At 73.9% G+C, this 12,327-nt stretch carries 7 protein-coding genes; 4 read left to right on the top strand and 3 right to left on the bottom strand.

Annotation, left to right across the window (positions count from 1 at the left end; genetic code table 11):
• Nucleotides 1-159: 159 nt before the first annotated feature.
• On the top strand, nt 160-2,280 hold the full coding sequence (locus tag ABT122_RS14425; protein WP_351550560.1) for an asparagine synthase-related protein: 2,121 nt from the start codon (nt 160-162) through the stop codon (nt 2,278-2,280).
• A gap of 223 nt (nt 2,281-2,503) precedes the next feature.
• Here the strand turns inward: ABT122_RS14425 and ABT122_RS14420 are convergent, their stop codons facing one another.
• Nucleotides 2,504-4,747: a sigma-70 family RNA polymerase sigma factor gene (locus ABT122_RS14420; RefSeq protein WP_351550557.1), complete on the bottom strand. Its 2,244-nt coding sequence runs from the start codon at nt 4,745-4,747 to the stop codon at nt 2,504-2,506.
• A gap of 182 nt (nt 4,748-4,929) precedes the next feature.
• Nucleotides 4,930-5,748 (bottom strand): TetR/AcrR family transcriptional regulator, encoded by an 819-nt coding sequence (locus ABT122_RS14415; protein ID WP_351550554.1) that lies wholly within the window; start codon nt 5,746-5,748, stop codon nt 4,930-4,932.
• Nucleotides 5,749-6,073: 325 nt separating this feature from the next.
• On the opposite strand from ABT122_RS14415, the gene ABT122_RS14410 reads away from it, so the two are divergent.
• Together ABT122_RS14410 and ABT122_RS14405 are read left to right on the top strand one after the other, a co-directional pair.
• Nucleotides 6,074-7,705 (top strand): NAD(P)/FAD-dependent oxidoreductase, encoded by a 1,632-nt coding sequence (locus ABT122_RS14410; RefSeq protein ID WP_351550552.1) that lies wholly within the window; start codon nt 6,074-6,076, stop codon nt 7,703-7,705.
• 170 nt (nt 7,706-7,875) lie between these two features.
• Complete coding sequence (locus ABT122_RS14405; protein ID WP_351550549.1) at nt 7,876-9,720, top strand: ATP-binding SpoIIE family protein phosphatase; 1,845 nt, start codon at nt 7,876-7,878, stop codon at nt 9,718-9,720.
• A gap of 24 nt (nt 9,721-9,744) precedes the next feature.
• Here the strand turns inward: ABT122_RS14405 and ABT122_RS14400 are convergent, their stop codons facing one another.
• Nucleotides 9,745-11,013 carry an MFS transporter gene (locus ABT122_RS14400; RefSeq protein ID WP_351550546.1) on the bottom strand — a complete coding sequence of 423 codons (1,269 nt, stop codon included), beginning with the start codon at nt 11,011-11,013 and terminating at the stop codon, nt 9,745-9,747.
• Nucleotides 11,014-11,157: 144 nt separating this feature from the next.
• Between ABT122_RS14400 and ABT122_RS14395 the strand changes: the two genes are divergently transcribed.
• A complete protein-coding gene (locus ABT122_RS14395) occupies nt 11,158-11,733 on the top strand; it encodes a MarR family winged helix-turn-helix transcriptional regulator (RefSeq protein ID WP_351550543.1) in 576 nt (191 codons plus the stop codon).
• Nucleotides 11,734-12,327 lie beyond the last annotated feature (594 nt).

Here is a 12,327-nt window from a genome sequence, read left to right as displayed (position 1 = left end):
AGGGCGGGCGACCGGCCATCGGGCGGCAGCTGTCAGGTGTGTTCGGGTGTGATGCTTGTCCCGTGTGTCCGGCTGCGGCGTGCTCGCCCGCCGGGCGTAGCGTACTCCCGAACGGCCGGGCCCGGCGGCCGGGTCTGTCCACAGCCTGTGGAGGCGGCGATGCGGTGGTTGGTGGGATGGAGCAGTATCGCCGCCCGCTTCGGCTCGGCGGGAGCCGTGGGCGCGTCCGACGAGGGCCGCACCATCCAGCCCGTCGGCTCCCAGCTGCTGTGGGGTGACCCCGACCCGCTCTGGGCCGTCGGCGACTGGCGCCCCGACGAGGTCCGCGTCGTCGCCCTCGACCCGCCCCCCGGCGCCGCCGGAGCCCCCACCCGGATGGCCGTCCTCGGCTGCTGCGCCGCGAGCGACGCCGAACTGCGCGCCGGACTGCTCTCCGCCCGCGGCGGCGCCCTGCGCCACCTCACCGCCTGGCCCGGCAGCTACACCGCCGTCGTCCAGGCCGGACGGCGGATCACCGTCGTCGGCGACCTCGCCGGCGCGAGACCCGTCTTCCACACCCCCTGGGCCAACGGCACCGCCTACGCCACCGCCGCCCTCCCGCTCGCCGACCTCATCGAGGCACAGCTCGACATCGGGCACCTCGCCGCGCTCCTCGCCTGCCCCGAGACCCCCGAGGCCCTGCGCGACTCCACCCCGTACGAAGGCGTCAAACGCATCCCGCCCGGCCACGCCCTGATCCTCCGCGAGGGCTCCCGCGAGGTCACCGGCTACGAACCGGTCGCCTCCCTCGCCGTCGCCGGCCCGCGCATCGAGCCCGAGCGGGCGGTGGACGGCGTACGGGACGCGCTGATCGAAGCGGTACGGGCGCGGCTGACCGCACCCCGGCACGCGCCCGAGACCGCGCCGCCCGACCCGGGCCCGGTGCCCGGGATGGGCCCCGCCGACCGGCGCGCCCGCCGGGGAGCCCCCGCCCCCGGCATCGGCGCCGACCTCTCCGGGGGCAGCGCGTCCGGCACTCTCGCCCTGCTCGCCGCCGGGCTCCCCGGCAGGCCCGGCACCCTCCTCGGCCACGGCACCGGCGCGGGCGAACGCCTCCTCGCCGTCACCTACAACGACCTCACCGAGGACGGCCGCGAACCCGAACTGGAGCGCGCCCGCGCCCTCGCCGACGACCCCCGGCTGCACCACGTCGTGGTCGCGGCGGGCGAGGAAGGGCTCCCGTACACCCATCTGGAGAACGGGCCGCTGACCGACGAGCCCGCCCCCTCCCTCGTCGTCGCCGAACGCCACCGGGGCCGGCTCGCGTCCGGCAGCGCCGACCACTTCACCGGCGCCGGAGCCCGCCAGGTCCTGGACGCCCACCCGGCCCGCCTCGCCGATCTGCTGCTCGACCGCCGCCGCCGCCATCTGCTGCGGCCCGTCGCCGCGCTCACCCGCGCCGAAGGGGCCTCTCCGCACTCCCTGTTCATACCGCTGACCGTCTACCGCGCGGCCCGCCGGCTCGCCCGTACGCCCTACCGCACCGGACTGGAGACCGCGGCCGACCGGCTCGTCGAAGCCAACCGGGCGGGCGCCCGGGCGGGCGGGACCGGCCCGCTCGACGCCTCCCTCGCCGCCCTGACCTGGTCCCGCCCCGGCCCGGCGGCCCGCTGGCTCACCGGCGAGGCGCTCGCCGAAGTATCGGTTCGCCTCATCGACGCGGCGACCCGCCCCGTCTCCGTACAGCGCCCCGGCGAGGCCCGCGCCCGCGCCGCGCTCACCCGGCACGCCCTGGACCAGCGCATTCTGGAACAGGCCGCCGAGGTCCGCAGCCAGCGGATGCATGCCCCCTTCCTGGACAACCAGGTCGTCCGCGCCTGCCGCGACCTGCCCGAGTCCCTGCGGGTACGCCCGGGGGCGCGCGCCGAGATCCTCCGTACCGTCCTCGCGGGCGCGGGCATCCACCAACTGCCCCCCGGCTGGGGCACCCCCACCCACTCCTCCGCCACCGCCACCGCCCACCGGGGCCTGCGCGCCGCGCTCCCCCAGCTGATGGCCCTCTTCGACGCCCCGCTGCTCGCGGACGCCGGGCTCATCGAGGCCCGGGTCGTCCGCAAGGCGCTGCGCGCCGCGGCCGAGGGCGAACCCCTGCCGCTCGACGGCCTCGCCGACCTCGTCTCCACCGAACTCTGGCTCCGCCGGCTCCTCTCCCGCCGCGGCACCTGCTGGACCGGCACCGCGGCCCCCCGCAGCCGGGCCGTCGCGGGCGGGGTACCGCTGAAGCCGTCCCTGAGGTCGTAGCGATCGGACCGCCGGTACGGGGGTGCCCGCGGCCGGCCCGCTGGGCACGGCACCCCCGGGCTCGGCACCCGCGGCACGGCGCGCGGTCCCGCGCCCTCCGGGACGGACACCCGTCGTGAGCCGCGAAAGTCCGGCGGGCCGGGCCCCGCTCGGGAGGGACACCGCCTCGTGCCGGCCCGGCGGCGGACCGGGCGGCCCTCCGCTCCCCTCCGCTCCCCTCCGCTCAGGAGCAGCTGATCCGGGAGCGGGCCCAGTCGGCCAGCGCCACCTCGTCGAAGGGGGTGTGCGGCTCCACCACCAGCCGGATCGACTTCCGGCCGCCGATGGCGACCTGCATCGGCACCGCCGGGTCGCCCCCGCGGACCACCGGGGACCGCCACAGCCGCGTGCCGTCGCCGTAGACGGAGAAACGGACCGCGCCCAGCCCGTGGGTGAGGTCGTCCACCCCGACGACGGCGTCGTAGCGGGAGCACGGGCGGTTGAGATCGATGGTGATCGACGACCGGGCGTTCACCGTCGCCCCGTGCGCGTACCGCACCCCGCCGATCAGCAGATTCGTCCGCTGCCAGAGCCAGGTGCTCTCGTGCAGCCGGACCTCGGGCCCGGTGTGGTCGCCGTACACCCCGTACGGCAACCGGTTGATCTGGTAGACCTTCGGCCGCGGTGAGGGAGTGGGGCTCGGCTCGGGCGGCTTCGGGCTCGGCTTCGGCGTCGGCTCCGGCCCGGGTGTGGGCTTCGAGGAGGGGGCGGGCGAAGGGGTGGGGCTCGGCCGGGGCGATTCCGACGCCGAGGGCTCCGGCTCCGGGGGCGCCGGCCGCTCGGGCGCGGCGCTCGGCTTCGCGGGCCGTGGCGCGGGGCGCTCCGGCTCCGGCTCCGGCTCGGGCCGCGGCGGCACGGGCAGTTCCGGTTCGGGCGAGGGCGGGGGCGCGGGCGGCACGACCGGCCGCACGGCCGGCGGCTTGGCCTCCGGCCCGGGCGGCTCGCTGTCGCCCGCGAAGGCCCACACCAGCCCGGCCGCCGCGGCCACCGCCACCAGCGCGCCGATCCCGGCCTTCGCCGGAGCTCCCAGCCCCTCGGACGCCATCGCGCCCCCGGCCGCACCCGTCGTCCCCCCGGCCGCGCCGCCTCCCGTGGCAGCGGCGGCGGCACCCGCCCCGGCGGCGCCCGCCGCGCCCCCGGCGGCGATGCCCGCCGCCTTGAGCGAGTACCCCGCGGCGAACCAGCCGACCACCGCGACCGGCAGCAGCGCCGGGATGGCGGAGTTGACCTGCGCCAGCTCCCCCGCCGCCAGCCGGCACTTGGCGCACTCCTCCAGATGCTTGCGCAGCCCGCGCTCCGCCCGCATCCGCAGCCCGCCCCGGGCGTAGGCGCCCAGCCGGTCCGCGTATCGCGCGCAGTCCCCGCCCGAGGTGAGCGAGGAGCTGACATGCGCCTGGAGATAGGCCTGCTTGAGCCCCTCCCGCGCCCGGCTGGCCAGCACCGCCGTGGCGTTGGCGGTCAGTCCGAAGAGCGGCGCGACCTCACTCGGCGACTCCTCCTCGACGGTGGTGTGCCACAGCACCGCCTGCCAGCGCTCCGGCAGCGACCGGAACGCCTGCATCGCCAGCGAGCGCTCCGCCTCGTTCATCGCGCGCACATCGGCGCCCAGTTCGAGGGTGGTGCCCGCCGCGCCGGCCGGTTCCCGCGTGGCCTCCGCCGCGAACACCGCGAAGTCCTCAACCAGGTGCTCCCGCTTCGCGGTCCTCGTCCAGCCCGCTGCCACCCGCCGGACCGTGGTCAGCAGATACGCCCGCACCGCGTGCTCGGGTCCCGCGCCCCCGCGCACGGCCTGCAGGGTCCGGGCGAACACCTCGGCCGTCAGATCGTCGGCGGTGTGGGCGTCCCGGCAGCAGGTGCGCGCGTAACGGCGCACGGCCTCCGAGTGGCGCCGGAACAGCTCCGCGTAGGCGCTGTCGTCCCCGCTCCGCATCCGCTGGATCAAGTCGGCGTCGGAGTGGGGCAGTTCGCGCGGCGGCGGGAGCAGTGACCCGTACCCTCCCCCGCCGCCCTCGCGCTGCGCGGGCACGGCCGCGTCCCGGGGGCCCACGGCGGGGACACCGAACACCGGCGAGTCGTCCGCCCGGGTGCCCCCCGTCCCCTGACCGGGCACGGAGGCTCCCCCGGAGGCCGCGCCGGAAGAGGAGGAGGACGGCAGGGAGGAGGAAGACGGAGAGGAAGGCGAGGAAGCCGAAGACCGCGACGAAGGTGAGGAGGCCGAGGACGGAGGGGAGGAGGTGAACGGGGGGACAGCGGGAACCCCGGGCCGGGACCCGAACCGGGCCCCACCGGGCCCGCCCTGCTCCGGCACCTGCTCGGCGGGCCGCCCGCCGGTCTCCGTGCCCCCCGGGCCCCCGCCGCCGTCCGGGCCTTCCGAACCGCCCGGGCCACCCGCTGATCCGTCCCGCGCGTCCCGCCCGTCACCGCTCATCGCGGAAAGCCCTCATTCATTGCGGAAGCCGCCGTCAGCACCTCAGACCCGAACACCGGGCAAGCGTGCCACACGGCACCAGCGCACCGGACGTCCAGCGGTGTCAACCACTCATCCGGGGAGACCTGACCGAATCCACGCACGATCAGGACCCCCGAATCACCCCCGGAGGGGCACCGCCGTCACACCGCCCTCGGCCGCAGCCCCTCCAGCAGAATGTCCAGCAACCGGGCGGAGGCCGCCGCCTGCTGAGCCGCGTCCGGAAGCGAGGGCGCGGCCGTGGCTATCACCAGCAGCACATCGGCCACGGTCACATCGCCCCGCAGCTCACCCGCCGCCCGCGCCCGGTCCACCAGTTGTCCCACGACCTCCAGCAGCACCCCGGCGCCCGAGTCGTCCTGCTCACCGGCCGGTACCGGGCGCTGCCCGACGACCCGCAGATCCGGCTGTCCGGTCCCCGGCCGCTCCGGCACGGCCCGGTCCACCGGCGCACCCGACCGCTGATGCGGCACCCGCGCCTCGGCCGACTCCTCCGGCTCCACACCCACCCGCAGCACCTGCGGCGGCAGCAGCCTGCCCGCGCCCGACGCCACCGACGTCCGCAGGAACCGGGCCAGCGCCGACCACGGCTCCTCCTCCTGCCCCAGAGCCGCCCGCGCCTGCTCGGTCAGCCGGGAGGTCTCCTCCTCGGCTATCCGGCGCACCAGCACATCCTTGCTCGGGAAGCGGCGGTACACCGTACCGACGCCCACCCGGGCCCGGCGGGCCACATCCTCCATCGGCGCGCCGTAACCCAGCTCGCCGAACACCTCACGAGCGGCGCGCAGCACATGCTCCAGATTGCGCTGGGCGTCCACCCTCAGCGGCGCCGAACGGCCCGCCCCGCCCGATCCCGTCCGCCCGTTCGCGCCGGTTCCCTCACCGCTCGGATGACCGACCGGAACACGAGAGTCCGTGGCCGGCGATACGGCGGTCTGCCAAGGCGAATCCTGAATGGTCATACGCGTTCCCCCGGTCACTGTGTCTCCCCCCGGAGACCTCCCCACTGGTCTGCCGGGCGCGCCTTGACCAAGCACCCCGACGAGGTACGAACATAGTTGAGCGGGGGTCAATTCAGAAGGGGGTAGTTCCGCACGGAGCGCCCCCCGATCGGAGCAAGGACCGGAAGCCTCCCTTTTACGCCCCCCAGCACCCCCCTTCACGCCACCCCTGACCTGCACACCTTCCCTTTCGCCCGACAGGCACCCGGCGCACGGCGGCACAGAGCCTCCGGTCACACAATTTGCCGGGGCTGTGGACAAACGCCGGGGACCGTTGCGTCATGGGATGGTGAAGGCAGCTGACTCCCGGGGCCACGCCCCCGGCACCCCACCGGACGTGCCCACCGCCGGCACGCGCATTCTCGTCCTCGGTGGTGGCTATGTCGGGATGTATACGGCTCTCCACCTCCAGCGGAAGCTGAGAGGGGAGATCGAACGCGGCGAGGCGGAGATCCTGGTGGTCACCCCCGAGCCCTATATGACGTATCAGCCCTTCCTCCCCGAGGCCGCCGCCGGCTCCATCTCCCCGCGCCATGTGGTGGTCCCGCTCCGCCGCGTCCTCGACGGCTGCAGAATCCTCATCGGCGAGGCCACCGCCGTCCACCACGCCAAGCGCACCGCGACGGTGACCACCCTCGCCACCCCCGAGGAGGGGACCGGCGCGATCGAAGTGCCGTACGACGAACTCGTCATCGCGCCCGGTTCCGTCTCCCGCACCCTCCCCGTCCCCGGTCTCGCCGACTACGGCATCGGCTTCAAGACCGTCGAGGAGGCCATCGGGCTGCGGAACCATGTCATCGAACAAATGGACATCGCCTCCTCCACCCGCGACCCGGCGGTCCGCGACGCCGCCCTCACCTTCGTCTTCGTCGGCGGCGGCTACGCGGGCGTCGAAGCACTCGGCGAACTGGAGGACATGGCCCGCTACACCGCCCGCTACTACCACAACATCAAGCCGGCGGACCTGAAGTGGATTCTCGTGGAGGCCAGCGACCGCATCCTCCCCGAGGTCGGCGAGGAGATGGGCCGTTACGCCATCCGGGAGCTGCGCGCCCGCAATATCGACGTCCGGCTCACCACCCGTCTGGACTCCTGTGAGAACCGGGTCGCCCGGCTCAGCGACGGCAGCCGCTTCCCCACCCGTACGGTCGTCTGGACCGCGGGCGTCAAACCCTCCCCGCTCCTCGCCGCCACCGACCTCCCGCTCACCGAGCGGGGCAGGCTGCGCTGCACGGCCCACCTGGCCGTGGACGGTACGGAGCACGTCTGGGCCGCCGGGGACGCCGCAGCCGTCCCCGACATCACCTCCGCCGCCCCGGGCGCCGAGTGCGCGCCCAACGCCCAGCACGCCGTGCGCCAGGCCAGGACCCTCGCCGCGAACATCGCCGCGTCCCTGCGCGGACGCCCCCTGGAGGAGTACGCCCACAAGTACGTCGGCTCCGTGGCCTCCCTGGGTCTGCACAAAGGTGTCGCCCATGTCTACGGACGCAAGCTGAAGGGCTATCCGGCCTGGCTGATGCACCGGGTCTACCACCTCAGCCGGGTGCCCACCTTCAACCGCAAGGCGCGGGTGCTGGCCGAGTGGACCCTCGCCGGCCTGTTCAAACGGGAGATCGTCTCCCTCGGCTCGCTGGAACACCCGCGCGCCGAGTTCGAGAGCGCCGCGATCGGCGGCCCGCCGCGGGACACCCACCGCCCGGGCCCCCCGGACCTGCACCGGCCCGGGCTCCCGGGAAACCACCGGCCCGGGTCGCCGGAGGCCCACCGCTCCGGTTCGCCGGACACACACCGTTCCGGACCCCCGGACGCATCGAGACCGGAACCCCCGGACGCGCCGGAACCCCCGGACACGCCGGAGCCCGGACCGCCGGACACCCCGGGACCCGGACCCGGCGGCAGCGGCCCCGGAGGCGGATGACCACGGCGCACAGGGCCCGGAAGGCCACCCCGGAAGGGCCTAGTAGACGCCCAGTCGACACCGGCTGTCAGTACGTTCGGTCACACTGGACGTGTGACCATAGGTGGGCTCACATTTGCACAGAGTGACCCTCGTGACCCTTGGCGACAACCATTGAGGCTAGAAAGTCAGTGAACTTCACGCGTTGGAGCGCAAGGCTCCCCGGGACGCAGCGCCGCGCCGCGGCGCGGAGGACCGACCGCGGTATCTCCACGGCGTCGCCGCGCCCGGCCCAGCGGGGAGACGGCGGCCGGACCGACACCCGGGGCGACGGCTCGGTCCCAGCCGCCCGGGGGGACACGGCCCGGGAGGATGGCGCCCACGACGGCCGGACCGGGCCCGGCCCCACCGGGTCCACCCCCACGGGCCCCGCGCCCACCTGCGACAACGCTCCCCGGGACGCCGCCGCGGCCACGAACGCCGCCCGCGCGGGGACCACCGGGGCCGCTCGCCCGGCCGGACCGCCCCCCGGCCCGCTCCCCGCCGCCCCCGCGATCGAGAACGTCCCGATCCGCGAGCTGCTCGGCGGCCTCCCCGCCCTGGTCGCCGTCCTCCACGGCGTCGAGCACCGCGTCGCGTACGTCAACGACGCCTACACCACCGCCTTCGGCCCCCGCCCGATCGGCAGCCGGGCCGCCGACTCCTGCCCCGAACTGGCCGAGCTGGGCCTGACCCCGCTCATGGACCAGGTCCTGCGCGGCGGCACCTCACGCACCGTGAAGTCCCGCAGAGCCGCCGGCGGCTCCTACACCGCGAGCTGCCTCCCCGTGGACATCCCCGGCACCGGCCCCGGAGTCCTCGTCTTCGCCGCCGATGTCACCGACCACGCGGAGGCCGCCGACCGGCTGCGCGCCAGCGAGCGCCGCCAGCGCGAGATGGCCGTCACCCTCCAGCGCTCCCTCCTCCCCCAGGAGCTGGAACAGCCCGACGATCTGCGGATCGCCGCCACCTACCAGCCGGGCAGCGAGGACGCCGCCGTCGGCGGCGACTGGTACGACGTGATCACCCTCGGAGCCGGCCGCACCGCCCTCGTCATCGGCGACGTCATGGGCCGGGGAGTGCGCGCGGCGGCCGTCATGGGCCAGCTCCGCACCGCCGTCCGGGCCTACGCCCGGCTCGACCTCCCACCCCACGAGGTCCTCCAGTTGCTCGACGGACTCGCCGCCGAGATCGACGCCAGCCAGATCGCCACCTGCGTCTACGCCGTCCACGACCCCAACGAGGGCAGACTCCTCTACGCCTCGGCCGGCCACCTCCCCGTCCTCGTACGGGACGAGGACGGCACCGTGCGCCGCGCCGCCGGTCCCACCGGACCGCCCCTGGGCACCGGCGGATGGCTCCACAGCTCCGCCTCCATCGCCCTCCCGCCCGGCTCCAGCGCCGTCCTCTACACGGACGGCCTGGTCGAACGGCGCGGCGAGGACATCGACGAAGGCGTCGCCTCGCTCGAACGCGCGCTCTCCGGCGCCACCGGCACCCCGCAGACCGTCTGCGACCGGCTGCTGCGCTCCCAGGGAGTCACCGCCGACCACGACGACGACGTCGCCGTCCTCGTCGTCCAGCACCCCGCGCGCACCGGCCCCACCGCCGAGCTGTTCCACAACGCGGCGCTCGACCTCCTCGGCGGCACCGAGGCGGCCCCGCGCGCCCGCGCCTTCGCGTCGGGGGTGATGGCCTCCTGGCGGTTCTCCCCCGAGCTGCACGACCTGGGCGTGCTGGCCACCAGCGAACTGGTCGCCAACTCCCTCCAGCACGGCACCCCGCCCATGCGCCTCAGACTCCGCCGCACCGACCGCCGGCTGATCATCGAGGTCACCGACGGCGACGACCACCTCCCGCGCCGCCGCCGCGCGGAAACAGAGGACGAGGCCGGTCGCGGAATCTCCATCATCGCGACGATCGCCTCGTCCTGGGGCAGCCGCCGCACCCCCGGCGGCGGCAAAGCGGTCTGGTGCGAGTTCGCACTCCCCGCCTGAACCCCGCGAAGGGCCCCGGCGGCCTCAGGCAGCCGCCTCCACCTGCTCGGCCGGCTTGTGCTGCGCCACCACCCGGGACTTCACCGCCAGATACGGCTGATTCTGTACGGGAGTGAGCTGCCGCCCCAGCTTGATCGCCAGCACGGTGATCCCGATGGAGAACAGCACGAACGTCACGATGTACGGACCGTGCAGCGCCGCCCCCATCGGCCCGCCAATGGCTGGCCCGAGCGCCAGCGCCATCTGCTTGACCAGCGCGAAAGCGGAGTTGTACTGCCCCACCATCGACTCCGGCGCCAGATCGGCGACCATCGGCGCCACCGTCGGCGCGAGCATCGCCTCCCCGAGCCCGAAGAGCGCGTACGTGGAGATGAACGCGGCCGTGGCCATGGCCTGGCTGCTCGACCCCAGGCCCGCGACCCCCGCGAGCACCCAGGCGACCGCCCAGATCAGGCCAACCGCGGCGATCACCCGGCTGCGCTTGCGGCGCTCGACGAACTTCAGCACCACGAACTGCGCCAGGACGATGACCGCGGTGTTCGCCGCCAGCGCCGTACCGAGGGTCGACGGCTCGATCCCCGCGGCCTCTGTGCCATAGGCGGCCAGACCCGACTCGAACTGTCCGTAGCAGGCGAAGAAGAGGACGAACCCGAGCACACAGAGCTGGACCATCGCCTTGTGCCCGAGCAGCGCCCGCATCCCGGCCCGGCCGCTCTGCGGCGCGGCCGGTGCGCCCTGGAGCGGCACCGGACGCGGCAGCCGCACGGTGAGCGCGATCCCGGCGAGCACCAGGAACATCACGGCCTCGATGCCGAACAGCAGGGTGAAGCTCTCCGGCCGGCTCTTGTCGACGATCTGTCCGCCGATCAGCCCGCCGAGGCCGAGCCCCAGGTTCTGGAGGAAGAACTGCATGGCGAAGGCCCTGGTGCGGCCCGGGGCGTCCACGCACCACACGAGCATCGTGGCGAGCGCCGGCTGCATCACGGCCGTACCGGCTCCCAGCACGGCGGCCGAGGCCACCACCGCCGGGACGCTCTCGGAGAGCCCGATGGCCACCGCGCCCACCGAGGCGAGCACCGCCGCCCCCACCAGCACGGGCAGCGGCCCGCGCCGGTCGATCACCCGCCCGGTGAAGGGGAGGGCGACCAGGGCGGCCATCGCGAAGACCGCGAGGACGGCACCGGCCGTCGTCGCGCCCAGGTCCCGTACCTGCGCCACGTACACATAGAGATACGGAACCGTGAAACCGAGTCCGAACGCGCTCAGCGCGCTCCCCGTCTGGATTCGGCGCATCGCTGCACCAGCCGCCCTGGTCACACTCACCTGCCTCAAAGATCGAAGTACTGAAGCCTGAAGACTTCAACAGTAAAGTTAGATCCTTAACAATACACATCGAAGGACTTCAACACCAATGAGTGCCGTGCGATACTGCCCCGTATGCCTACCGCGAGCCCCGACGGCCCAGCAGTGACCGGCTCCGCCATCCAGGAGCCGTCCCTCGACGAGCAGATCGCCGCGTACCAGCGCGAGTACGGAGACCTGGACCCCCAGGTCGAGAAGGTGGTCTCGGCACTCGGCCGGCTCAACCGCCGGATGAACGTCGGCTACGGCCGCCAGCTCGCGACCCTCGGCATCAGCAACGCCGAGTGGGAGGTCCTCAAGACCCTGGTCCTCGCCGGCGCCCCCTACCGGATGGGCCCCGGCGAGCTGGCGAAGCGCCTCGGCCTCACCCCGGCCGCGATGACCCACCGCATAGACCGCATGGCGAACGAGGGCCTGGTCACCCGCGACCGCGACGAGAACAACCGGGTGCGCGTGATCGTGGAGCTGACGGACGAGGGACGTACGAAGTGGCTGGAGGCGATGCGCATGGCCAGCGACTTCGAGGGAGACCTCCTCCAGGACCTCTCGGCGGACGAGCGGGGAGTCCTCGGCGAGCTGCTGATCCGGGTCCTGCGCCGGGTGGAGGACGCCCAGCCGGACGCCGGCGGCCGGCTGACCGACCTGGACTGACCGCCCGGCTCCACCCCGGCCCCGGGCGCCAACGGCCCCGGAACCCGCCCGAACGGCGCTCCACCGCCCCGGACCAGCACCTTTTGCTCCGGCTGTCGAGTGGATTTGACACGAACTTCACGCATCCGTAAAGTTCTCCGGGTTGTCGCGGGGCCGGAACGGTTCTGCGACGGCAACTCCCGCCGCGGATGCGGCACTCACACTCAGCGCGATCCCCAGCCGGGGTGGATTTCGGTATGCCGAAATCCATTCGACAGACTCGATTATGAGTCGGCCAGGAAATCCGCTAGAGTTTGAGACGTCGGAACGGCCCAACAGCCGGGAAGACACCCCGAGTTCGACCGGGAATCAGACCCGAAAGGATCTGATAAAGTCGGAGCAGCCGAAAGGCGAAAGGCCGGTCCAACTGGCCGCTGGATCTGAATCCAAGTCCGGAAACGGAATGGGAAAACGGTCTGGTAGAGTTGGAAATGCAAGACCGAAGGGAAAGCCCGGAGGGCCTGGTGAAAAGGGTCTGAAGGAAGCGTCCGTTCCTTGAGAACTCAACAGCGTGCCAAAAGTCAACGCCAGATACGTTGATACCCCGTCCCCTTA

The organism is Streptomyces sp. NPDC001985, from assembly GCF_040296845.1.
Classification (GTDB): domain Bacteria; phylum Actinomycetota; class Actinomycetes; order Streptomycetales; family Streptomycetaceae; genus Streptomyces.
The sequence above is the reverse complement of the archived record's forward strand: the minus strand, read 5'-3'. Positions and strand labels throughout refer to the sequence as shown.